At 74.5% G+C, this 23,520-nt stretch carries 18 protein-coding genes; 10 read left to right on the top strand and 8 right to left on the bottom strand.

Going from position 1 to position 23,520, the window contains the following annotated elements; translation table 11 throughout:
- Positions 1 to 50 precede the first annotated feature (50 nt).
- The 4 genes from ACX9I7_RS23775 to ACX9I7_RS23760 all read left to right on the top strand — a co-directional run bounded on the left by ACX9I7_RS23775 (position 51) and on the right by ACX9I7_RS23760 (position 3,659).
- On the top strand, positions 51 to 956 hold the full coding sequence (locus tag ACX9I7_RS23775) for a CPBP family intramembrane glutamic endopeptidase (protein WP_459388440.1): 906 nt from the start codon (positions 51 to 53) through the stop codon (positions 954 to 956).
- A gap of 192 nt (positions 957 to 1,148) precedes the next feature.
- A complete protein-coding gene (locus ACX9I7_RS23770) occupies positions 1,149 to 1,565 on the top strand; it encodes a hypothetical protein (RefSeq protein WP_358632321.1) in 417 nt (138 codons plus the stop codon).
- Positions 1,566 to 1,803: 238 nt separating this feature from the next.
- Positions 1,804 to 2,760 carry an alpha/beta hydrolase gene (locus ACX9I7_RS23765; RefSeq protein ID WP_459388439.1) on the top strand — a complete coding sequence of 319 codons (957 nt, stop codon included), beginning with the start codon at positions 1,804 to 1,806 and terminating at the stop codon, positions 2,758 to 2,760.
- Between the two features lie 191 nt (positions 2,761 to 2,951).
- Positions 2,952 to 3,659, top strand: a complete 708-nt coding sequence (locus tag ACX9I7_RS23760) for a PrsW family glutamic-type intramembrane protease (protein WP_459388438.1) — start codon at positions 2,952 to 2,954, stop codon at positions 3,657 to 3,659.
- A 7-nt stretch (positions 3,660 to 3,666) separates the two neighbouring features.
- Here the strand turns inward: ACX9I7_RS23760 and ACX9I7_RS23755 are convergent, their stop codons facing one another.
- The 3 genes from ACX9I7_RS23755 to ACX9I7_RS23745 all read right to left on the bottom strand — a co-directional run bounded on the left by ACX9I7_RS23755 (position 3,667) and on the right by ACX9I7_RS23745 (position 6,234).
- Positions 3,667 to 3,780: an MFS transporter small subunit gene (locus ACX9I7_RS23755; protein ID WP_419096297.1), complete on the bottom strand. Its 114-nt coding sequence runs from the start codon at positions 3,778 to 3,780 to the stop codon at positions 3,667 to 3,669.
- Positions 3,777 to 5,156: an OFA family MFS transporter gene (locus ACX9I7_RS23750; RefSeq protein WP_459388437.1), complete on the bottom strand. Its 1,380-nt coding sequence runs from the start codon at positions 5,154 to 5,156 to the stop codon at positions 3,777 to 3,779. Before ACX9I7_RS23750 ends, ACX9I7_RS23755 begins: the two co-directional genes overlap by 4 nt.
- Positions 5,157 to 5,217: 61 nt before the next feature.
- Positions 5,218 to 6,234, bottom strand: coding sequence for an NAD-dependent epimerase/dehydratase family protein (locus tag ACX9I7_RS23745; RefSeq protein ID WP_459388436.1), 1,017 nt, complete (start codon positions 6,232 to 6,234; stop codon positions 5,218 to 5,220).
- A 119-nt stretch (positions 6,235 to 6,353) separates the two neighbouring features.
- Between ACX9I7_RS23745 and ACX9I7_RS23740 the strand changes: the two genes are divergently transcribed.
- Both ACX9I7_RS23740 and ACX9I7_RS23735 read left to right on the top strand, forming a co-directional pair.
- Entirely contained in the window at positions 6,354 to 6,872 is a 519-nt protein-coding gene (locus ACX9I7_RS23740; RefSeq protein WP_459388435.1) for a DUF6314 family protein, read from the top strand.
- Positions 6,873 to 6,923: 51 nt separating this feature from the next.
- The gene (locus ACX9I7_RS23735) at positions 6,924 to 7,793 is read left to right on the top strand and encodes a maleylpyruvate isomerase N-terminal domain-containing protein (RefSeq protein ID WP_387570046.1); all 870 of its coding nucleotides are present in this window, start codon (positions 6,924 to 6,926) and stop codon (positions 7,791 to 7,793) included.
- On the opposite strand, the gene ACX9I7_RS23730 is transcribed toward ACX9I7_RS23735, so the two are convergent.
- The 4 genes from ACX9I7_RS23730 to ACX9I7_RS23715 form a co-directional block, all read right to left on the bottom strand.
- The gene (locus ACX9I7_RS23730) at positions 7,783 to 9,357 is read right to left on the bottom strand and encodes a PfaD family polyunsaturated fatty acid/polyketide biosynthesis protein (protein ID WP_459388434.1); all 1,575 of its coding nucleotides are present in this window, start codon (positions 9,355 to 9,357) and stop codon (positions 7,783 to 7,785) included. The two genes, ACX9I7_RS23735 and ACX9I7_RS23730, sit on opposite strands and share 11 nt — an antisense overlap.
- A 23-nt stretch (positions 9,358 to 9,380) precedes the next feature.
- On the bottom strand, positions 9,381 to 11,612 hold the full coding sequence (locus ACX9I7_RS23725; RefSeq protein WP_459388433.1) for a 3-hydroxyacyl-ACP dehydratase: 2,232 nt from the start codon (positions 11,610 to 11,612) through the stop codon (positions 9,381 to 9,383).
- A gap of 16 nt (positions 11,613 to 11,628) precedes the next feature.
- Positions 11,629 to 17,805, bottom strand: a complete 6,177-nt coding sequence (locus ACX9I7_RS23720) for a beta-ketoacyl synthase N-terminal-like domain-containing protein (RefSeq protein WP_459388432.1) — start codon at positions 17,803 to 17,805, stop codon at positions 11,629 to 11,631.
- A 253-nt stretch (positions 17,806 to 18,058) separates the two neighbouring features.
- Positions 18,059 to 18,961 (bottom strand): LysR substrate-binding domain-containing protein, encoded by a 903-nt coding sequence (locus ACX9I7_RS23715; protein ID WP_387570036.1) that lies wholly within the window; start codon positions 18,959 to 18,961, stop codon positions 18,059 to 18,061.
- A gap of 131 nt (positions 18,962 to 19,092) precedes the next feature.
- Here ACX9I7_RS23715 and ACX9I7_RS23710 point away from each other — a divergent pair, with 131 nt between their 5' ends.
- From ACX9I7_RS23710 to ACX9I7_RS23695, 4 genes are all read left to right on the top strand, one after another.
- Entirely contained in the window at positions 19,093 to 20,241 is a 1,149-nt protein-coding gene (locus ACX9I7_RS23710) for a diaminopropionate ammonia-lyase (protein ID WP_459388431.1), read from the top strand.
- Between the two features lie 113 nt (positions 20,242 to 20,354).
- Complete coding sequence (locus tag ACX9I7_RS23705) at positions 20,355 to 21,296, top strand: NADP-dependent oxidoreductase (RefSeq protein ID WP_459388430.1); 942 nt, start codon at positions 20,355 to 20,357, stop codon at positions 21,294 to 21,296.
- 58 nt (positions 21,297 to 21,354) lie between these two features.
- A complete protein-coding gene (locus ACX9I7_RS23700; protein WP_459388429.1) occupies positions 21,355 to 22,344 on the top strand; it encodes an AraC family transcriptional regulator in 990 nt (329 codons plus the stop codon).
- 21 nt (positions 22,345 to 22,365) lie between these two features.
- Positions 22,366 to 22,962: a hypothetical protein gene (locus ACX9I7_RS23695; protein ID WP_459388428.1), complete on the top strand. Its 597-nt coding sequence runs from the start codon at positions 22,366 to 22,368 to the stop codon at positions 22,960 to 22,962.
- On the opposite strand, the gene ACX9I7_RS23690 is transcribed toward ACX9I7_RS23695, so the two are convergent.
- Positions 22,943 to 23,515 carry an NUDIX domain-containing protein gene (locus ACX9I7_RS23690; RefSeq protein ID WP_459388427.1) on the bottom strand — a complete coding sequence of 191 codons (573 nt, stop codon included), beginning with the start codon at positions 23,513 to 23,515 and terminating at the stop codon, positions 22,943 to 22,945. The two genes, ACX9I7_RS23695 and ACX9I7_RS23690, sit on opposite strands and share 20 nt — an antisense overlap.
- Between the last annotated feature and the right edge of the window lie 5 nt (positions 23,516 to 23,520).

Below are 23,520 nucleotides of genomic sequence, written 5' to 3'. Positions count from 1 at the left end.
CGAGGCTTGCCGGGACTTCGAGATCGGCTTCGTGAGACGGGGGTTCATTCATGGCATCGCGGATCGCGGTGAGCGCCACGCCCGAGGTGGCGCGGGGTGGTGAGGCGCGCGGCAGGAACGGCGTGGTGGCCTTTCTGGTCGTCTGTTTCTCGGGGAGCTGGCTCTATCTGTACGCGGCCCACTCGTGGTGGGGGCTGTCGCTGGCCGATCCGCTCGTCCAACTGCCCTTCGGCTTCATGCCCGCGCTCGCCGCGGTGGTGGTGCGCCGCTGGGTGACCCGGGAGGGCTTCGCGGGGGCCGGGCTGAGGTTGCGGTTCCGGGACGCGTGGCCGTACTACCTCGCCGCATGGCTGGGGCCGCTGGTGTTCGCCGCCGCGGCCGTGGGGCTGGCGGGGGCGCTGGGGTGGCGCACGCCCGGCCTCTCCTCCCTCACGGACCTCTCCGGCGGGCTGCCCGCCGGGGCGTTCGTTCCGCTGCTCATGGTGGCCGTCCCGCTCCTGACGCCCGTGTATTGGGGGGAGGAATTCGGCTGGACGTCCTTCCTCCGGCAGCGGCTGTGCCCGGGGCGTCCGGTGCGGGCCACGATGGCGACCGGGCTGATCTGGGCGGTGTGGCACTATCCGCTGGCGTTCACCGGCTACATCGAGTTCTCCGGGCTACCGCTGGGGCTCGCTGTCTGGACGGTGTCGTTCCTGTTCCAGGAGTTCCTGCTCGGCTGGCTCTACGACCGCAGCGGCAGCGTCTGGGTGGTGTCCCTGGCGCACGGCGGGAACAACATGGTGCTCTCCCTGCTCACCGGCTTCCTCCTCGGCGAGCGCGCGGGCCTCGGCGTCAACACGGTGACGCTGCTGACGACCGCCCCGATGGCCCTGGCGTGCGCCGTGATCGCCGTCGGCGCGCGCCTGCGGCGAAAGCCGTCCGCACGCCGACGGACGGCGACGGAAACCGGGCATTGACCATTCGACAGTTACCGTCGGACCGTCATACGACCTGGACCGTACGAGAAGAGACGACCCGTCGTCCGGCGGCCCTCCCGGAAGCGGCGAAATTCCCTCTTCACCCCAAAGGTTCCGCCCGCCTTGCCGATTGGCCCAACACGCCTGTTTCTTATATCGTTTGGGCCTGACACCACGAAAAAGGAGTGCCCAATGGCAGTCAAGTTCGAGCAGGTTGAAGAATCCGAAAAGGAAGCGCCCGGCGTCGAGCCGGTCTCCGTTCCGGTCGGCGGGCAGGAAATCACAACGTACTGGCGGCGTATTTTCCACGACGACCTCAATCCCGAGGTGACGGAGGACGTCTACACCGTCGAGATCCTGGCCCCGGTCCTGGGCACCGAGGAATACGAGACCGACGAGCTGAACGAGGACGGCAGCCACAAGCTGGCGACCCGTCCGTGCGTGACCCACGAGCGGCGTGAGGTGGACCTCGGCAAGGAGTCCCTGGAGAAGCTCCTGGAGGCCATGAAGCCGTTCCTGGACGCTTCCCGCGAGGCCCAGCCCCTCCCGCAGCAGGCCAAGAAGCGCCGCGCCAAGGCCGCCAAGCCGGCTCTCGACGGCCCCGCGTAAGGAACCGGGCGACGGCGACGGCCGCGCGCCCGCCCGTAAAGGCGACCACTCGACCGGGGGTCGCCTTTTTTCATTTCCCCGAAATGCCGCACGACGGCGCCGGGTGATGGGCCATCGGGACCGCACGAGTGGCCCGTGGGGTGATCGCCGTTCATCATGGCGGCATGCGCCGCGTCCCCGGACATTTCCTCCGGACGGGCCCGTCCATTTCACCCGTCCGAAGGAAAGGGCACCGTCCATGCCCCTCGACCCGGATCTCGCCGGTCTCCTCGACCGGGCGAACGCCGTCGCCGCCGCCCCCGTCCGGACGACCGATCCCGAGGTGCTGCGGGAGGCCGAGCGGCGGCTGTCCGCCGCGACGGCGCCGGCCGAGCCCGTCGACGTCGGTTCCGTGCAGAACGGCGTGGTGCCCGGGCCCGCCGGGGACGTCCCCGTGCGGATCTACTGGCCCGCGGACGAGGGCCCGGTCCCCACGGTGGTCTACTTCCACGGCGGCGGCTGGATCACCGGCGACCTCGACAGCCACGACCACGTGACCCGCCGGCTGTGCCGGGACACCGGCTCGGTCGTCGTCGCCGTCCACTACCGCCGGGCGCCCGAACACCCCTTCCCCGCCCCCTACGAGGACTGTCTGGCCGTGGCGCGTCACGTCGCCGACCACATCAAGGAGTACGGGGCGCGGCGCGACCGCGTCGCCGTGGCCGGGGACAGCGCGGGCGGCAACCTCGCCGCCGTGATCGCCCAGACCTTCCGGGACGAGGGCCGCCCGCTGGCGGCCCAGCTGCTCGTCTACCCGGCGACCGACTTCGACGGCGAGTACCCCTCGCGCACCGAGAACGGCTCCGGGTATCTGCTCACCAGCGCGAACATCACCGACATCCAGCACCTCTACGCGGGCGACGACCCCGCCGTGCGCGGTTCCGCGCGGGTGTCGCCGCTGCGGGCCCGGAACCTCGCCGGACTGGCTCCGGCGATCATCGCCACCGCCGAGTACGACCCGCTGCGCGACGAGGGCCTGGCCTACGCGCGGGCCCTCCGGGACGCCGGTGTGGAGGTGTTCGTCCATACCTACGCCGGGCTGATCCACGGCTTCCTGAACCTGTTCCCGGTGTCCGCCGCCGCGGACGCCGCCGTCGGCGAGCTGCTCGCGCGGTTCAAGGGGCGGCTGGACGGCGTGGCGCCGCCGAACGCGTGAATGCCCGCTCCCGGCGTTTGCCGCCGGTGTCGTGCGGCCACCGAGGGAAGCGAGCGGACGCCCGAGAGTTCCACTGTCGCGAGGGATCCAGCGCCCATGAGTGACGCCCCCGGCCGACCGAGCAGGCCCCGGCCGGCACCCGCCCCGGAGCCGCCGTCCCGGGCCCCTTCCGCCGGCCCGAGGGCGGGCCTGTGGTGGCGGTGCCTGCTCGGCGGGGTGGTGCTGTGGGTGCTCGCCGTCGTGGTCACGTACACGACGCAGAACTCGAACCTGTTGCCGACGCTGATCCTGCTGGGCAGTTTCCTCGTCCCCTGCTGCTTCACGCTGTGGGCCTACGAGAAGCACGGCCGGGTCCTGGGCGTGGACCTGCTCCTCGGCTGTTTCGTCGTCGGCGGGATCCTGGGCGTCCTCGGGGCGTCCGTCCTGGAGTACTACCTGCTCCACCCCTCCCTGACGCTGTTCCTCGGCGTGGGCCTGATCGAGGAGGCCGTCAAGGCCCTGGCGCTGATGTTCGTCCTGCGCCGGTATCCGGACGTGTCCTGGCCCCGTTCGGCCATGGCCTGTGGACGGCCGTCCTGGGCGCGGCCCTGCTCTCCGACCGGGGAGGCGACGGCCGGTTCCGGCTCACGGGCCGGGTGCTGGGCACGTACGTGGGGGTGGCGGTGCTGCACGCGCTGTGGGACTCGGTCAACGGCATCGCGGTCCGGCTGGTCTACGCGCTCACGGCGGACGCGCGGCAGCGTGCCTTGTTCGACAGCGGCTACATGCCGCGTCCCACCTCTGAACAGCGGCATCTCTACACGCTGTTCTCCGACGGCGGCCTGATCGTCGTCGCGCTGCTGGGGGTGGTCTGGCTGACGGACCTGACCCGGCGGGCGGGGCGCGGGAACACGCCGTGAGCGGCGTTCAGCCGGTGAACAGCTGCCGCAGCTTGAGGGTGAGTTCGTAGACGCCGTAGGCGAAGGGCGCTCCCACCCACAGCCAGCTGAACACGAACAGTGCCTTGCGTCCGGTGGTCACAGCGCGACTCCCTCGTCCGGTGCGACGGCGGCGCTCCTTTGCGCGCCCGCCGGTTCGTGGTGGCGGGGGTGGACCGGGCGGATGAACTCGTTCGCGGCGAAGCCCAGGGCCAGCACGCCGATCATGACGAAGAAGGACGTGGTGTACAGGCCGGGCCCGGTGTGGCCGGCGGACTTCCCCGCGTCGGCGATGGCGTTGACGATGAGGGGGCCGAGGATGCCGGCCGTGGACCAGGCGGTGAGCAGCCGGCCGTGGATCGCGCCGACCTGGTGGGTGCCGAAGAGGTCCTTGAGGTAGGCGGGCACGGTGGCGAAGCCGCCGCCGTAGAAGGAGAGGATGACGGCCGCGCAGACGATGAGCACGGGCTTGGAGGAGCCGCCGGTCAGCGCGATCAGCAGGTACATCAGCGCGCCGGCGCCGAGGTAGAGCCGGTAGACGTGCTTCCTGCCGACGGTGTCGGAGACGGAGGACCACAGGATCCGGCCCAGCATGTTGGCGAGCGAGAGCAGACCGACGAATCCGGCGGCGGCGGTGGCCGTGACGGGCGAGGAGGACTCGGCGAAGAAGTCCATGATCATCGGCGCGGCCTTCTCCAGGATGCCGATGCCCGCGGTGACGTTGGCGCACAGGACCACCCACAGACACCAGAACTGCGGGGTGCGCAGGGCGGTACGGGCCGACACCTGGGCCGTGGCGGCCGCCGGGCGGGCCGGTGCGTCGCTCGCGCCCGCCCCGCGCCCGTCCCCGTGCCCGTCCGTGTCCGCGTCCGGTGGTACCCGGATGAGCAGGACGCCGAGGGTCATGAAGACGCCGTAGGCGAGGCCCATGACGAGGAACGTCCTCGCGATGCCCGTCGCGTCCTTGCCGAAGGCGGACAGCAGCGCGGTGGACCAGGGCGAGGCGATGAGCGCGCCGCCGCCGAAGCCCATGATGGCGATGCCGGACGCGAGCCCCGGCCGATCGGGGAACCACTTGATGAGGGTGGAGACGGGCGAGATGTAGCCGATGCCGAGGCCGGTGCCGCCGATGAGGCCGTAGCCCGCCACCACGAGCCAGTACTGCCGCGTGCCCGCCCCGCACGCGGCCACCAGGAACCCGGAGCAGAAGCAGAGGGCCGACACGGCCATGGCCCAGCGCGGCCCCTTGCGTTCCACCAGCGTGCCGCCGAACGCGGCGGACAGGCCGAGCATGACGATCGCCACCTGGAACGGCAGTGCCGAGGCGGTGCCGGAGAGCCCCAGCGAGGCCTCCAGCGGTGGTTTGAAGACGCTCCAGGCGTAGACCTGACCGATGGCGAGGTGGATGGAGAGCGCGGCGGGCGGCACGAGCCAGCGGCTCCACCCGGGCGGCGCGACGGTACGGGATCGGGCGGGCATGCACGGAACGTACAGCCCGCCGGAGCCGCGCCGGAAGAGCGCGGCTCCGGCCTACGGGAGGTTACCGATCCGCGGCCGCCAGCAGGACCTGCTCGCGTTCGGGCGTGAGAGGCCGGGCCTCACGGCCCGTGCGGGTGGGGCCGAACGCCTCGTCGAGGCCGCCGGGGCCGAACAGCCAGACGGCGGTGTCGCGGATGGACTCCGCGACGGGACGGCAGCGCAGCCCCGCCGCTATGGCCTTGGCCGAGCTGGGCCGCCAGACCGCGGCCGTCTCCCCGCCCTCCGGGGCCCACAGCGGGAGTTCGGTCCAGACGGCGACCTCGTGCTCCAGCAGGATCTCGTCGCCCACCCAGACCAGTTCCGCCCGGCCGCCGGTCTCGGCCACGCACGTGTCCAGGAACTCGCCCCAGGTCGTGTTCGCGGGCGTGCCGCTGACCAGGTACGTCCCGGCGTCCTCGGCCACGATCCGGTCCAGGCCGAACGCCGCTATGTCCCGGGCGTCGACGAGCTGCATCTCGCGGCCGGGCGCGCCCGGGGCGATCATCCTGCCGCCCTGCGCGGCCCGGCGCAGCCACCAGGTGAGGCGGCGCGCGAGGTCGTGCGGCCCGATGATCAGGCCGGGTTCGAGGATCAGCGCGCGCCCGGGGAAGCCCTCCTCCACGGCCCGCTCGCAGCCGACCTTGAGCTTGCCGTAATCGCCGTCGTCGGGGCCCGCGTCCGGGGCGCACTCGTGCCGGGGCGAGCTCTCGTCCACGGGCTCGGCGGGCCAGCCGGGGCGGGCGTTGATGGAGGACACGTACAGATACGTGGCCGCCGAAGCGGCCAGCGCCTCGACCGAGGCTTTCACGACGCGGGGGACGTACCCGCAGACGTCCACGACCGCGTCCCAGGGGCCCGCCGCGGCGAGGTGGGCGAGATCCTCGGGGCGCTCGCGGTCGCCCCGGATCACCCGGACGCCGTCCGGGTCGGCCTGCGTCCTGCCCCTGTTGAAGACCGTCACCTCCCAGCCGCGCCGCAGCCCCTCCTCGACGAAGGCCCTTCCCAGGAACACCGATCCACCGATCACCAGAAGTCTCATGGGCTGAGTCTGCGCACGGAAGCCGCCGGGGGAACAGGAGTACGCCAGGAGCGGACCGGTTGTGCCAAGGGCGAACGGCGCGTCCCGGGTCCGGCCGCCGGGGCGGCGATACTGAAGGCATGAGTTCCGCCGCCGCCACCGCTCCCCCGTCCGGGCCGACCGAGCCGTCCGGGCCGTCGGGGCAGCCCTCGCCGTCCGCCGTGTTCCCGGTGCCCGACGTCCTGGCGTTCCTGACCGGGCGCTGGACGGTCGAGCGCACGCTCACCGACCTGGCCACCGGGTCGGCCGGGACGTTCCGCGGCACGGCCGAGTTCCGGGCGGACGGCGACGACGCCCGCCTGCTCCACGTCGAGGACGGCGAGCTGGACTGGAACGGCACGGTCAACCGCGCGGGCCGTACGCTCGCGCTCCTGCCCGGCCCGGCCGGCACCGCCGAGGTGACCTTCGCCGACGGCCGCCCCTTCCACGACCTGGACCTCCGCACGGGACGCTGGCACACGCGCCACCCGTGCGTCGCCGACCTCTACGACGGCGCCTTCACAGTCGTCTCCCCCGACGAATGGCGGGTGCGCTGGCGGACGACCGGCCCGGCCAAGGAGCACGTCCAGCACTCGGTCTACCGGCGCCGTCTGTCATGAGCACGAGCCGCGCGGTACTCTGCGGGCCGTCCTTCGCCGAGGGGGTGGCCCATGGGTACTGCCGGCCGGTTCGATGCCGGGACCGGGCACGGGGCCGAGCACGAGAGGGCCCGTGCGGCGTTGCGGGGCGCGGTGCGGCGGCTGGCGGGGCTGCTCGGTGACGTCGCCGACCCGGGGGCGCCCTCGGGGGTGCCGCCGTGGACGGTGGGCGATGTGGGAGCGCACGTGTGCGCCGTCTACGTGGCGTACGGCTCGGCGTTCACGCATGAGTTCCAGGACTGGGAGAGCGTGCTGCCGGCGGGTGAGCGCACCTTCGCCGAGCGGGTCGCCTCGGTCAACGCCAAGGCGCTCGGCCTGATCGGCGAGGAGGCGCGCACGCGTCTCGGCGCGCTGGTCCTGGAACGGGGCGATACGTTCCTGCGCGTCACCGAGGGGCTCGCGCCGGACGCGCCCGTCACGACGCCCTGGTACGGGCCGGGCGTCACCATCACCCTGGCGGCGGCCACCGGCATGATGCTGAGCGAGACCCTGCTGCACGGCCTCGACATCGCTCGCGGCGCCCGGCTCCCCTGGGCGATCGCGCCGGACGACGCGCGGCTGGTGCTCGGGCAGTCGATGCCGACGATGATGCCGTTCGCCGTCGACGCGGCCCGGACGCGGGGCGTCCGCGTCGCCTTCGACCTCGCCGTCGAGGGCGGCCCACGGCTGGCGGTCGTCGTCGACGACGGGACCGCGACGGTGACGCGGGACGCGCCGCCGCGCGCCTACGACTGCCGGATCACGACCGACCCGACGACCTTCCTGCTGATCGCCTTCCGCCGTATTCCCCTCTGGAAGGCGGTCGTCCGTGGCGCGATGCGTCCCGGCGGCCGCAGGCCGTGGCTGGCCCCCCGGCTCAACGGCTTCTTCGTCAGCCCGTGACGGGGAAGTCGTCGAGCCGGTACTCCGCGCAGGCGGCGGGCAACCGCACGCCCGCCAGCCGCAGTTGGGTGACGCGGGCGTGGAAGGCGGCGCCGTGGAGGAGGTGGTGGGCGATGGCGGTGACCTGGCGCCGGGCGGGGTCGGCCAGGGCGCTGCCGGCGGTCCAGGCGTTGAAGGCGCCCATGGCGGGACCGCACCAGATCTGCCAGTCCCCCTTGCGCCCGGCCTCTCCGGTGACGGCCCAGCGGGAGGCCATGGCCAGGTACCAGCGGAAGACCATCGCCATCCGGAATTTGGGATCCCGCTCGGCGCGCTCGCGCCATGCCGGGTGGTGGGTCGCCAGGTAGTCCGCCGTGTCCCGCCAGACGTCGTCGAGGGGGCGGCGCAGCACGCGTTGTTCCAGGTAGCGGCGTTCCGTGGGCGGCAGGGCGGCCAGACTGTCGTGGTCGCGGTAGAGCCGGTACAGCCGGCCGGCGTGGCCGGGGAACATGGTGCCCCGGGCGAGGACCTGGACGGTCACCCCCTGTTCGAACAGGTCGGCGGCCGGTGCCATGGCGCAGTCGGCGAGGCCCGCGCCCGCCAGGAGCCGTTTGACCGCCGGAGAGGTGGCCGCTTCGGTGGCGGCCTGGTTGACCGATCCGGTGACGACGTACGCGGCGCCCAGCGCGAGGGCCGCCACCACGGCCTCCGGGGTGCCGATGCCGCCCGCCGCGCCGACGCGCACCCGCGCGGTGGCGGGATGCTCGCGGGCGACGCGGTCGCGCAGGCGGACGACGGCGGGCAGCAGGACGGCGAGGGGGCGGCGGTCGGTGTGCCCACCGGAGTCGGCCTCGACGGTGATGTCGTCGGCGAGCGGGACCGTGCGGGCGAGTTCGGCCTGTTCGGCGGTGACGCGCCCGTCGGCCGCCAGGGCGGCCGTCAGCTCGCCGGGGGCCGGGCGGAGGAACAGTTCGGCGGTCTCCGGGCGGGAGACCTTGGCGACGACCCGGTGCTCGGCCCGCACCCCCGAGGGGCCCGGGTCGCGGTGGAGGCCGGCCAGTCGGTAGCGCACGAGGTCGGGGGTGAGCTGGACGAAGGCGGAGGCCTCCACGCAGCGCACGCGGTGGCGCAGACAGGCGTCGACGCAGGCGCGTTCCTGAGCGGGGGCCATGGGGCTGTGGATGAGATTGCACGCGTACGGCACACCGGCGGAGCCGAGGGCGCTCCCCAGCCGTGCCAGGGCCCCGTCGATCCGGGCCTCGGGGAGCCCGGCGGCGCCGAAGGAGGCGAGGTGCCCGGCGCGGGCGGCGGCGATGACCAGTTCTTCGCAGGCGATGCCACCGGCCATCGCGCCGGTCATATAGGCGTAGCGGACGCCGTGGTGCCGACGGAACCCGGCCGAGCCCAGCCGGTCGGGGTGCTGCGGGGCGACGGCGGCCAGGACGGTGAAGCCGTCACCGGGCAGGGGCGGCACGTTGGTGGCGCCCACGCGGCCACCGTCGCCGACGATGTAGCAGGGGCGCTCCAGGTCGGCCAGGACCGCGTGGACGCCCTCGGCGTCGTACCGCACCCGAGCGTCCGTCATCGCCGCTTCCCTCCCCCGCGTGGTCACGCGGCCTCCCCGCGGATGTCGGCCGCGATGTTGTCCACCTGGTAGATGCGCAGGTCGTCGCGCCAGACACTGCCGTCGGCGAACAGCAGGACCCGGTGGTCCTCGCGGCGTACCGCGCGGATGTGCGCCTCGCCGCGCACCCGCCGGTGTTCGCGCAGGATCTGCCCCCGGTACGACCAGTGGAGCTCCTCGCCGACGGCGATGTGGAGGCGGGGACGGACGAGGTGGTCGAGCAGGCCGGTGTGGAGGGCGTAGGCGTGCACCGCCTGGTAGAGCATCTGCACCCCTGCGGAGCCCGGCATCACGGGGTCCTGGAAGAAGTGGTGGTGGAAGAACCAGTCGTCGCGCCGCACGGGTTTGTCGCACAGGACGTATCCGGCGCCGTGGTCGCCGCCGCCGGGTACGAGCGTGACGTCCTCCAGCAGCGCGAGGCGGCCGCGCCCCGGCCGGGGGTCACGGCGGGGGTCCGGCCGGCGGACGTCGGCGGGGGCGGGCGGGTGGCGTTCCAGCCAGGGGGGCCGGTAGGTGCCGCCGTCCAGGCCCTGCTGCTCGGCGAGGAGTTCGGGGGTGAAGAAGCCGTGGACGGCCTCTCCCTCGTAGAAGGGCTCGCCGCCCGCGCGGAGCCGGAAGTCGTAGCGGTGCATGACGCCGCCGGGCAGGGGTGAGTGCGACCGCAGGGTGACGTGCTGCTCCACGGTGGTGCCGGGCGTGTCGACGTGCCGGAGCAGCCGTGCCCTGCCGTCGAGGTTGCGGCAGGAGAGGTGCCCGTCGGGGTACGCGCCCGCGACGCCGAGCATGCCGCTGAACAGACCCGCCGCCTGGAGCGCGGTCTCCATGAGGGCGAGTTGCGGCATCGTGCCGCCGTTCTCCCGTACGTACCAGGGGTCGGCCGGGACGTCGTACTCGGCGAGCCCCCAGCTGCCGGGGCGGTACGCGTCCCACTCCCCGTGTCCGTCGACGACGCGGTCCAGCATGCGGAAGTCCCCCCGGGGCAGCCGGGGCCGGACCCGGCCGGTGACCCGGGTGGTGCTCCCGGGCAGCGGGACCGTGCCCAGGTCGCCCTCGGCGAAGATCGCGGTGTGCAGCTCGCCGGCGACGACGCGCTTGCCGGTGACGCCGGTGCGGAGGCCGGGTCGGGCGGGGTCCAGGGCGTCCTGCCCCGGCCCCTCCTTGAGCACGACGCCCACATCCCGCAGCCGTGCCAGGGGGCGGTCGGCGACGGTGACCCGGCAGTCGGCGGTCGCGTACGGCCTGGGCAGCATGCCGGTCGCGGTGACTTCGGCCTCCAGCCGAAGTTCCGTGCCGGGCGGCGGGGCCGGGGTGTCGCGGACGTCCACCAGGACGGGCCGCCGGACCGGGAGGGTGGCGCGGGCGCCGGGCAGGCACAGGTGGAGGCCCTGGTGGAAGGCGTGGACGCGGAGGAGTTCCAGTGCCGCCGCGAGGCAGTGCGGCCATGCCTCCTCGGCGTGGCCGGGCAGGCGGGTCGTGGCGAGCAGCAGGCCCTGTCCGTTCCGGCCGCCGCGCGGGTCGGCGAAGGTGACGGTGTCCAGCAGCCGGGTGGGCCAGGGCGCGGGGAGGACGGCGGCCGGCAGGTCGCTCTGGTCGAAGGCGGCCCCGAGGACGCGGGCGATGTCGCCGGCGGCGAGCGCGTCGAGGTCGGCGGCGGTCAGCCGGGTCACGGTGGTACGGGCCAGGGGGCGGGGGTCGGGCGGGAAGCGCGGGGGCGGGGGCTCGGGCCGGGAGTGCCGTGGGCCGTGCGGTGCCAGGACGGCGAAGGGCCGCTCGCCGTCGCCGATCCGCCACTCCTCGCCGTCGCGCTCGACGCGCGGCGCGCCGCCCGGGAGTTCGGGCGCTTCGTCCAGCCAGGTGAGCGCCGCGCCGCCCTGGTACGGGCCGGCGCCCTCGGCCCGGAACGCGCGGGCGGCGGCATGCAGGATCGTCGCCACGGCGTCGCCGGGCCGGGGTGGGGCGGGCGTTGGGAAGAGAGCCGTCGGGCCGCCTGCCGCGCGGGCGAGCTGCCAGGCGATGACGGCCTGATGGGCCGCCAGGACGCCGGCGTGGGTGCGCTGGAGGCGCCCGGCGAGCCGCGTGGTGAGCGCCGGCACGGTCTCCGGGGCGACGGCCCGCGCGGCGACGGCCTCCGGGGCGCCCGGGCCGGGAGCCGGAGAGGCGGCCGGCGCGACAGCCGGTTGCGGCAGCGGAATCCCCTCGAATCCGAGCTCGTCCATGAGGATTCCTCCTTGGTCAACGCCGGGTCCGGTCGCTCCCGGCGGCGAGGCCGCCGGCCAGGGCGGCCGGCTCGATCCACACGAAGCGGACGCCGCTCCACCGCTGGAGGAGCCGTCCGTCGGGCGCGCAGGCGGTCAGCACGCACTGGGAGAAGAAGGATGCCGCTGTCGGTGTCGTGGGCTCGTCGACGTCGACGGTGATGACGAAGGGCTCGTCATCGGGGAGCGGGCCGAACAGCTCCAGGCGTTCGGCGGAGACGGGTACCGGGATCTCCTCGCCGTCGGCCAGCGCCAGCAGCGTCAGGAGGGCACCCTGCATCAGCAGGTCGGCGAGGGCCGGGCTGTACAGCCGCCCGGCGAACGCGCCGTGGGCGAACGCCGGGTCGGGCATCCTCGCGGTGATCACCAGATGGCCGGGCGACTCCTCCAGGACGTCGCGCAGGCCGTTGAGGGCCGCGCCGTGGAAGAGCCGGCCGTCGCGGTAGCCGGGGTGCGGGGCGTCGGTGAACGTGTGGGGCGGCAGGCTCGTCACGGGGGCCTCGCCCGGCCGGTCCGCGAGCCGGAAGCGCCCTTCGAAGCGCGGTTTCCCCTGTTCCCCGGCGTCGTCGACGCTCACGCGGACGAACGGTACGACCGCCTGCCGCGCGTCGCGTTCCAGCCGGACACGGAACCGCTCGGGGTGGCCGGGCGGGAAGGTGACCGCCTGGGCGATCCTGATGTCGCGGCACTCGACGACCGGCCTGGCTCCCCCGTGGGCGCGCTCGACGGTGCCCAGGGCCCAGCCCACGGCGGCCGTCATGGGCAGGATGGGCACCCCGACGACGCGGTGTGCCCGCAGGACGGGCTCGTCACCGAGCCCCGTCAGCACACGGTACGCGGTGAGACCCCCGTCGGGGAGCGGGTCGCACCGGAGGAAGAGCGCCTCGGTCGGGCCGACGAGCGCCACCCCGCCGCCCCGGCCAGGTGCCATGAGCTCCAGGAACCGCGCGCATCCTTCCTCCCTGGAGAGCACGGGCACCCCCACCTCGGTGAAGATCTGGTGGAGGTCCGCGGCCATCCCCTCGGTCCAGGGCCCGAAGGCGATCGGGACGACGCGGCAGTGGGGGTGGGCGGCCTGCCAGGCGCAGCCGAAGCGGTTGAGCGCCTCGTTGGCCAGGGCGTAGTCCGCCTGCCGCAGGTTGCCCCAGATACCGGCGACCGAGGTGAAGAGCACCAGGTGCCGCAGCCGCGCGGCGTCGAGGGGCGCGAGCACGTTCCGCAGGCCGGCCGGTTTGGTGTCCACGACCGCGGCGATGCCTTCCTGGTCCGCCTCGGCCAGCGGCCGGTCCCGCAGGACGCCCGCGCCGTGGAGGACGCCGGTGATCCGGTCGGCGTACGGGGCCAGGGCCGCGGCCACCGCGTCCGGGTCGCGGACGTCCGCCGCCGCGTACACGGCCTCGGCGCCGTACGAGCGCAGGGTGGCCAGGAACGCGCGGATGCCGCGCTGCCGGACGAGCAGGGCGAGTTCCTCCTCGACGCGGGTGCGCGCCGGTTCCTCGCCGGGGTCCTCTCCCGCGTCGCGCGCCCGGGCCTCCAGGGCGGCCCGCAGCTCTTCCGGGGCGCCGAGCGCGGCGGCCCAGGCGGGCTCGTCCGTCAGGGGTGTGCGGCCGAGGAGGACGCACCCGCAGTGGTGGGCGCGCACGAGTTCCTCGACGCACCAGGCGGTGACGCCCCCGGCGCCGCCGGTGACCAACAGGACGTCGTCCTTGGTGAGTTCGACCTCGGTGGCGGCCACCGGGGACCGGGGCCACGGGGTGCCGGAGACCCGGGGGGTGCGGCGGCCGGTCGTGTCCACGCCGACCTCGCGGACGTCGCCGGCGAGGTCGGCGAGTTCGGTGGCGAAGGCCGCTCCGGCGTCCTCGTCGGACAGACCGGGGGCGAGGTCCAGGGCGCGGCAGAACAGGGTCGTCGCCTCCAGGGCGAGGGTCTTGACGAGTCCGCCGAGCCCGCCCGCGAGGGCGGCGGCGGTGTCGCCGCCCGAACCGGCGTAGCCGAGCGCCCCGTCGAGCCGGGTGACGGCGACGAGGCCGGCGCGGGTGCCGGTCCGGGCGGCCGCCTCCAGGGCGGGGCGGGTGTGTTTGGCCACCAGGATCGCGTGCCGGAGACGGGTGATGATCCGGTCGGCGGCGTTCGTCTCCCCGCTGTCGTCGCTATCGTCGGGCTCTCGGCTGACGGGCAGGACGCACAGGTCGAGACGCGTGCCGTCCGCGAGGAGTTCGGCGAGGCGGGCGGCGAGCGTGTCCTCCGCCCAGTCCGTCAGGCTGGGTGTCTCCGTGGCGGCGCCGGGGAGGGCCAGTCGGCTGACCCGCCAGCCGCGGGTGGTGAGGGCGTCGGCGAGGAGGCGGCCGAGCCCGCCCGCGTCGTCGATCAGCAGGGCGTGGGGGCTCTCCGGGTAGGCGTCCTCGCGGACGTCGACCGGGGGCAGGGCCACGGGAGTCACCCAGGCGCTGCCCAGCGCGGTGCCCACCACCGGTGAGACGAGCTGGGGCCTGGGCTCGGCGATCACCTCCTGGGCGATGGCCGTCAGTTCACGGACCGTCCGGGCCTCGCTGAAGCGGTACATCTCGCTGCGGGCGATCACCGGATAGCGGCGCCACATCTCGGCGCCGATCTCGACCTGTTTGAGGGAGTCGATGCCGAGGTCCGCCTGGATGTCCATGTCGGGTTCGATCATGTCGACGTCGTAGCCGGTCTTCTCGGCGATCACGGCGCGGAAGACTCCCTCGACCTCGTCGGGGTCGAGCGAGCCGATGTCCGTCGTGCCGGTCGCCGCGACCTCCCCCTTCTGTGCCGCCCACAGCTCGGCGAGCGCCGACCTCCTCTCGGCGTGCGGGCCCTCGACCGGCGGTTCGGTGTCCGGGCGGGGTTGCGCCGTCACAGCATCGGGCGCCACGGCCTCGGGAGTCACGGCATTGGGAGTCACGGCATTGGGAGTCACGGCATCGACCGTCACCGCGTCGACCGCCGTCGGTACGGGCCGGGGCGGGTCGTCCTGTTCGGGCGGCCCCGACGGCGGTCGCAGGAGGCCGGAGACCGCTTCGGCCGCGCGGGCGTGGGTCTCGCCGAGGGCCATGCTGTGGTCGGCGACCGCCTGGATGGCCGCGAGCAGCGACGCGTCCATCCGGCCGGCCGCCGCGCCCCGGGCGAGGAGCGCGCCGAGCTGTTCGGTGGTGCGGACCTCGCTGTCCACGTAGCGGGCGTGCGCGGCCAGGTGGTCGGCGGCGGCGCGGGTCAGCGGGTCGGCCGCCTCGGTCCGGGCCGGCGACGTGGCCGGGGCGGGCGCGCTCTCGGGCTCGGCCCGCGATCCGGCGGCGGTGTGCCGGGCGAGGAGTTCCTCGTAGGCGCCGCGCCGCTTCTCCATGGCGAAGAACGGGCCGTCCAGGCGGCGGGCCACCTTGGAGGGCGTCCGGCGCTCCGGGCGGGGCGGGGCCGTGTAGCGGTCGATGCCGGTGAGGGGCAGGCCCAGGACGGCCAGGCGTACGGCCGCCTGCTTGAGCGCCGCGCAGGCGTCCGTCCCGGGCCCGGCGTCGCAGGCGACGACCTCCGCGCGGCCGGGCCCGAGGGTCCGTTCGACGAATCCGGTGAGGATCCGCCGGGGGCCGAACTCGACGAAGACCCGGATGCCGGCGGCGTACATCTCCTCCAGGCGGGCGGCGAAGTCGACGGGGCGCAGCAGTTGCTCGACCAGGGTGCGGCGGTTGGCGTCCGCGTCGTCGCCGTAGGACGCCCCGGCCGTATTGGCGTGGACGGGCAGTGCGGGCGAGGCGAAGGCGGCCTCGGCGCAGGCGGCCGCGAACTCCCGGGCGGCGTGGGCGATGTGCGGGGTGTGGAAGGCGGCCGCGACCGGCAGGAGCCGTACGGGCAGGCCGCGCGCGGCGCACGCGTCGGTGAAGTGCCGGACGGCGGCGGTCGGGCCGCCGACGGCCCGCTCGGCGGGCGCGTTGTGGTTGCACACCGTCAGTTCCGGGTGGTCGGCGAGGAGTTCGGCGAGCGCGTCGCGGCTCATGCGGGCGGCGGCCATGGCGCCGGGGTCGTGGCCGGGGCCGGGCGGTCGCGCCATGGCCTGGCCGCGGGCGTGGGCCAGGGCCGTGAAGCCGGCGTCGTCCAGGACGCCGGCGGCCCACAGGGCGGTCAGCTCCCCGAAGCTGTGGCCGAGCAGCGCGTGCGGGGCGAAGCCCAGCTCGCGCAGGTAGCGGTACTGGCCCGTGGAGAGGGCGCCGATGGCCGGCTGGGCGTGGGAGGTGCGGCGGAGCCGTTCGGCGTGGCGGGTGGCGTCACCGGTCCCCGGTGGGGGGAAGACCGCGCGGGCCAGGCTGTCGGCGGCGGGGAAGCGGGCGTTGGCGGCGTCGAAGGCGGCGCGGACCGGGGGCAGGGCGAGGGCGGCGTGCAGGCCCATGCCGGGGTACTGGCTCCCCTGTCCCGCGAACAGCGCTCCCGTTTTGGTGCCGGGGGGCAGGGCCCGGGTGCGGTAGTGGATGCCGCGCGGGTGGTTCCAGGTGTCGTCGCCGGGGTGGTCGCGCAATCGGGCGACGGCGAGGGCGAGCAGTTCCTCGTACTCCGGCCGTCCCGTGGCGACGAGGCCGAGGCGGACGTGGGGCGCGGGGACCGGCCCGGGGTCGGGCGGGTCGCCGCGCTCCAGCCGTCGCAGCAGTTCCGCCCTGTCGGGCGCGTGCCAGAGGTACGCGGAGGGGGTCTCGTGCAGCGCGTACTCCCGCTCCACCGGGGGCCCTTGGTGTTCTTCGAGGACGGCGTGGTAGTTGACGCCGCCGAAGCCGAACGCCGAGACCCCCGCCCGCCGAGGTGTGCCCGAGGGGTCGCGTACCCAGGGGCGGGCCGTGGTGTTCACATAGAGGGCGCCGTCCGGGCGGACGGCCTGCGCGTGGGGGCTGGTGACGTTGATGGTGGGGGGCAGCACCTTGTGGTGGAGGGCGAGCGCGGCCTTGATGAGCCCGGCCGCGCCGGCGGCGGCCTTGGTGTGCCCGATCTGCGACTTGACGCTGCCGACGGCCACGAAGTGCCGGTCGTCGGGGGTGGCCAGGAGGTCGTTGAGCGCGGTGAGTTCGACCTCGTCGCCGGTGGGGGTGCCGGTGCCGTGCGCCTCGATCAGCCCCACGGTGGCGGGTGGGCAGCCGGCGTCGGCGTAGGCGCGGCGCAGCGCGGCGCTCTGCCCGGCGCCGCAGGGGGCGTAGATGCTCTGCGCGTTGCCGTCGCTGGAGCTGCCCAGGCCCTTGAGGACGGCGTAGATCCGGTCGCCGTCGCGCTCGGCGTCGGCGAGGCGGCGCAGGGCCAGCATGCCGATGCCCTCGCCGACCAGGGTTCCATCGGCCTCGGTGTCGAAGGGGCGGACGGTGCCGGTGGGAGAGAGGGCGGGGGTCTTGCTGAAGCACATGAAGGAGACGATCGAGTTGTCGGCGTCGCAGCCGCCGGTGAGCATCACATCGGCGCGGCGCGAGATCAGCTCGTCGACGGCGCAGCGGACGGCGGCCAGGGAGCTGGCGCAGGCGGCGTCGACGGTGTGGTTGGCGGCGCCGAGGTCGAGGCGGTTGGCGACGCGTCCGGAGACGACGTTGGCGAGGATGCCGGGGAAGGAGTCCTCGGTCCAGGGCGGCAGGGCCGCGAGCCGGATCCGGACGATCTCCTTCGCCTGCTTCTCCGGGATGCCCATGGCGAGCATGGTCTCCAGGATTTCGGGGACCAGGAGGCGGGCGGCGAGCGGGATGAGGGTGGAGTTGGTGCCGCACACGCCCAGGATCACCCCGGTACGGGAGGGGGCGCACCAGTCCTCTCTGCCGCGTCGCGCATCGCTGAGCGTCTCCTTGGCCACCACCAGGCTCAGGAGTTGCACCAGTCCGGTGGATTCCACCGTGTTGGGCGGCATCGCGAATTCGAGCGGGTCGAAGAGCTCGGGGGTGAGGAAGCCGCCGCGGCGGCAGTACGTCTTGTCCTCGGTGAAGGGGTCGGGGTCGTAGTACCGGTCCGGGCGCCACCAGCTGCCGGGCACGATGTCCGAGCAGTCGCGGCCCGCCACGATGTTGTCCCAGAACTCCCTGATGTCGCGGGCCTTGGGGAACCGTCCGGACAGGCCGACGACGGCGACGGGGTCGGAGCCGAGCCGGCGGTCCGGGCCGCCGGGTTCCTCGCTGATCGTGCGCACCGGTCACCTCGATCCCGACGGCGGACCCGTCCCTGCTTCTCCCCGTCTCTTCCCATCTCTCCCCAGGGGGCGTACCGGCCCGCTCCGGGCGGCGAGGGCGCGTGGGGGCGCCGGTGTCACGTCGTACGACAGGAGGCGCCCCGGGCGGGACGCGTGTCACCACGCCGCGTCCCGCACGCCGGTGCCGCACGCCCCGATGCCCACTTGCGAGTCCGCCGCCCGTGGCGTCACCGGGCCGGGCAAGCGCTTCGTCTCACCCTCCGGCGGCCTGCCGGAGGGCGTCCCGGCAGGCCTCGACGGCCGGGTGGCGGCCGCCGCCCCGGCGCACCGCGGTGAGGATCGTGCGCGTGCCCCGGCCACGGGGGAGCTCACGAAGGCCGACGGTCGGGGGGCGGCCGTTCCACACCAGGTCGGGCAGGAAGGCCGCGGCGTGGCCCTCCTCGACGAGCCGGAGGTGGAGCAGCAGGTCGGTGCTCTCGAACCGGACGTCGGGTTCGAAGCCCGCGGCGCGGCACAGGGTGGTGGCCCAGTGGCGGGCGGCGCTGCCCTCGGGCTCCATCACCCAGGGCCGTCCGGCGAGGGCGCGCAGCGCCGCCGTGGGGCCGCCGCCGGCGGCGGCCGGTGGCGTGGGGAGGGCCAGGCGCAGGGGGTCGTCGAGCAGGTGCTCCTGTTCGAGCCCGGCGGGCCGGGGCGTGGGGTGGCCGGGGTACTCCTCGGCGACGACGAGGTCGAAGTCGCGGGCCTGGAGCGCCAGGAGGGCTCGTTCCGGCTCCATCTGCGTGACGTGGACCCGCAGCCGGGGGTGGGCCTCGCGGAGGAGGCCCAGCATGACGGGCACCAGAGTGAGCGCGGCCGTCTGGAACGCGGCCACGCGCAGGGTACCGGTGAGGTCCGTGAGGGACGTGGCGATGTCCGCCTCGGCCCGCTCCAGACGCTCCATGACCGCCTCGGTGTGGGCGACGAGGATCTCCGCCTGCGGGGTGAGCCGTACCCGCCGCCCCACGGGTTCGAGTAGCCGGACGCCCACCTCCGACTCCAGTTGGGAGAGTTGCTGCGAGACGGAGGAGGGGCTGTAGGAGAGGGCGGCGGCCACGGCCGCGAGGGTGCCGCGGTGCTTGAGTTCGCGCAGCAGGCGCAGTCGATGGAGGTCGAACATCGGTGGCGCGGCCCTTCGATGGAGGTCGCCCGGCCCGCGCGGGAAGCGGCCGGAACGTTCGGTTTTCCTGATGAATATAGGTGGGAAACGTGCGCTGGACCGTGCGAAGGGTGAGGCCGCACGCTGGTGGCATGCCCGAGGACTTCGCTTCTTCCCGTACTCCGTCGTGGTTCGCCCGTCCGGCCGCCCGGTCCTGGACGTGCGCGCCCGCGCCCGCCGACGCGCGGGACTTCCACGCCTCCCTGCCCGGCTACGCCCCGACTCCGCTGACCGAACTTCCCCCTCTAGCCGCCGAGTTGGGGGTCGGCCGGGTGTTCGTCAAGGACGAGTCGTCCCGGCTGGGACTGCCGGCGTTCAAGGCGCTGGGCGCGTCCTGGGCGGTGCGCCGGGTCCTCGACGGGCGGACGGCCGACGGGCAGGCGGCCGACGGGCCGGGTGCGGCGGCCCCGGTGACGCTGGTGACCGCCACGGACGGCAATCACGGGCGGGCCGTGGCCCGGATGTCCCGGCTGTTCGGGCAGCGCGCCCACGTCTTCGTCGGGCACGGCGTCCACCCGGAGGCCGTGGCCGCCATCGCGGCCGAAGGGGCGGAGGTCACCCGCGTCCCGGGGCCCTACGACGAGGCGGTGCGCCGGGCGGCCGAGGCGGCCGAGGCGACGGACGCGGTCCTGGTCCAGGACACGGCCTGGCCCGGCTACGAGCGGATCCCGGCGTGGATCGTCGAGGGGTACGCCACGCTCTGCGCCGAGATCGACGACCGGCTCGCGCTCGCCCGTGCGGGGGCTCCCGGTCTCGTGGCCGTGCCCGTGGGCGTGGGCTCGCTGGCCCAGGCCGTCGTCACCCACTACCGGAGCCGCCGGGACGGGCGGGCCCCGGCGCTGCTGGCGGTGGAGCCGGAGAACGCGGCCGGGCTCGCCGCGAGCCTCGCGGCGGGGCGGCCGGTCACGGTTGCCACCGGCGGGACCACGATGGCCGGCCTGAACTGCGGCACCGTCTCCCACCTCGCCTGGCCGGTGCTCCGGGACGGGCTGGACGCGGCGGTCACCGTCACGGACGCCGAAAGCGCCCGTGCGGCCGCCGATCTGGCCTCCTTCGGCGTTTCCTCCGGCCCCTGCGGTGCCGCCTCCCTCGCGGGCGTCCGCGCGGCGCTCACGGGCGCCGGCGCGGACGGGCGACGGGCGGCGCTGGGGCTCGGGCCGGCGTCGGTGATCGTCCTGCTGAGCACCGAGGGCCCGGCCGCGAACCCGCACACCACGTCCGGCGTCGCCCTTGCAGATTGAGACGACCGGAGTTGAGACGATCGGATATGAAAGGGAGACAGAAAGCCATTCTCCGTCTCTGTTGATCTCTCTACGGTTGGGTCATCAAGCCGATCCGATCAAGGAGAAACCCCATGCGCGCCGTCACCCAGAACGCTTTCGGAGGCCCCGAGGTCCTGGAGGTGGTGGAGACCGAGCGACCGCGCCCGCAGGCCGGCGAGGTGCTCGTCCGGGTCCACGCCAGCGCCCTGAACCCCGTGGACGCCGCAGTCCGGGCCGGCTTCCTCCCGCTGCTCGGCGAGCCGCCCTTCGGCATCGGCTGGGACGTCTCCGGCGTGGTCGAGGAGGCCGCCGAGGGCGCGGGGTTCGCGGTCGGCGACGAGGTCTACGGGATGCCGCTGTTCCCGCGGGCCGCCGGCGGCTACGCCGAGTACGTGGCCGTGCCGGCGAGCCACCTCGCCCGGCGGCCCGCCTCGCTCGACCACACGCGCACGGCGGCGCTGCCGCTCGCCGGGCTCACGGCCTGGCAGTCCCTGGTGGGTGCGGCCGAGGTGAAGGCCGGCGACCGGGTGCTGATCCACCGCGCCGCCGGCGGCGTCGGCCACCTCGCGGTGCAGATAGCGAAGGCGCGCGGCGCCCACGTCATCGCGCTGGCGAGCGAGGCCAAGCACGACTTCGTACGCGGCCTCGGCGCCGACGAGGTCATCGACTACCGCACCACCGACTTCACCGAGGTGCTGGGGGACCTCGACGTGGTCCTCGACTCCTCGGCCGAGGGCGACCGTTCGCTTCGCGTCCTGCGCCCCGGCGGCATCCTCGTCAGCATCATGCAGCACCGCGACCAGGAGCTCGCCGCGCGCGTCCGGGCCGCCGGGCGGCGCTTCGCCGGGGTGTCCGTCGAGCCGGACGCCGAGGGCCTGGCCGGGATCGCCGCGCTCGTCGACGCGGGGCGCGTCCGTCCGCACATCGCCGCGACCTTCCCGCTCGAGGGCGTGGCCGAGGCGCACGAGTTGCTCGGCACGGGCCGCACGCAGGGAAAGATCGTCCTCACCGTCCGGGACGAGACCGCCGTCTGAGACGATCACCCCGCACGACGACGCACGACGAGACACGACGACGCACCACAGGACGCGCATGGACATCCTCACCGAAGTACTCGGATCGATGCGCACGGGACGCCCGGCCTCGGTCCGCACCGAGGGGCGGGCCCCCTGGGGGCTGCGCCTGCCGCCGGTGGCCGGGGCGGGATTCCACGTCGTCCTGCGCGGGAGCTGCTGGCTCCTCCCCCCGAAGGACGCCGCGCCCTCGCCCGAACCCGCACCCGCGCCCCGTCACGAGCCGGTCCGCCTGCACACCGGCGACGTGGTGTTCCTCCAGAACAACCACAGCCACGCGCTCGCCGACGACCCCGGCACACCCGCCGTCGACGCCGGCCCGGCGCGCTTCCGCCCCGGTTCGCCGATCGGCGCGCTCTCCCTGGGCGGGGACGGCGCCCGCACCACGCTGCTCTGCGGCGCCTACCACCTGGACCAGGGGCGGCCGCACCCACTGGTCCGTCAACTGCCCGAGGTCGTCCACCTGGAGACCCGGCACGGACGGCACCCCGAACTCTCCGCCGCCGTCGGGCTCCTGCGCGCCGAGCTGGAGGAGGAACGGGCCGGTGCGGCCGGCATCGTGCCGGCGCTGATCGACGCCCTCCTGCTGTACGTGCTGCGGGCGTGGCTGGAGGAACAGCCGGCGACGGCGGTGGCGGGTTGGTCCGCCGCCCTCCGGGACCCGGTGATCGCCCCGGCGCTCACGGCCATCCACGAGGACCCGGCCGCCCGGTGGAGCGTCGAGTCGCTGGCCGCCCGCGCCGGAACGTCCCGGGCCACCTTCGCCCGCCGGTTCCACACCCTCGTCGGGGAGCCTCCGCTGGCCTATCTGACGCGCTGGCGGATGACGACGGCGGCCCGGCTGCTGCGCGAGGCCGACCATCCCCTGAGCGTCGTCGCCACCCGCACCGGCTACGGCTCCGAGTTCGCCTTCGCCAAGGCGTTCAAGCGCGCGTACGGCCTTCCGCCCGGCGGCTACCGCCGCCACGCGGCGGCCACACCCATGCCGTTCGCGGGGCGGCACGCCTGATCGGTGGACGACAATCGGCGGATGGACGTTCCCGGGCTGCTGGAAGCCGCCTCCCTGCTGGTGCCCGAGAGCACCGCCACCGACGACGACCTCACGGTGCGGGACGTCTGGGACTGTCTCGCCCAGGACGACTGGGAGTTCGCCCTCAACCTGCTGGAGGAACACCGGGACGGTCCCGCTCTGCCCCTCGCCTTCTGGGAGACCCTCGCGGACGCCGCCGGTCGACTACGGATGCGGCGAAGCACCGCCTGGTGCCACTGGCGCGCGTACGAGACCCGCCACGGCGTCATCCGCGCGGAACTGTCCCTGCCGGAGGACTCCCCACGCCGGACGCCCATCCCCGGCGCCGGGGCCCTGCGGCCGGTGTGGGACATCGGACACCGCACGGCCACCGGCGACACAGCGTTCGCCATCGCCTCGCTCTGGCTCGAAGGCAGGGACACGCTGGAACCCGGCGAACGCGCCACGATCCGCCTCGCACCCCTCACCCCCTCCCTCTGGGGCCACCTCCAGCCCGGTCAACGCTTCACGATGCACGAGCGCCGGCCCATCACCGCCACGGCCACCGTCCTCGAAGTGCGCCCGCCCGCCGGCGGAGTCACTTCTCGGCGCCCGTGACCTCACGGTCCGCCAGGAGCAGGCCGATGACGCTCCCCGCCTCGGTGATCTCCCCGGACCGTACGGCGGCCACCGCGTCGTCGAGGGGGATCCACCGGACCGTCATGGCGGCTTCGGTGGGGTCCCGGTGGTGATCGGCCGACGGGTGGAGGTCCGTGCCGAGGTACAGGTGCGTCACGGCGGACGTGCGGGACGGCAGGGGGTGGTAGACGGCGAGTGGGCTGAGGGTGGCGGGGCGGTGGCCGGTCTCCTCCTCGCACTCGCGCCGTGCCGCTTCGCGTGGGCACTCGCCTTCGGCGATCGCTCCGCCGGGTACGTGGAGGAGGCGCCGCCCCGGCGGGTAGAAGGCGTCCTCCACCAGCGCGACGCGGCGCCGGGCGTCGACCGCGACGGTTCTGGCGCCGTCGGCGATGGTGAGGCGGTCGTACGTCCCTTCCGTGCCGTCCGGTTGGAGGACGTGGTCGTGATGGAGGGCCAGGTGGCTGCCCCGGTGGACCACCCCGGTGCTCAGTCTGCTCCAGCCCCGCAGGGGTTCTTGGATGTCGTGGACCATCTCCC

This window comes from Streptomyces sp. L500 (assembly GCF_054551825.1).
This window is presented reverse-complemented; position numbering and strand designations above follow the sequence as displayed.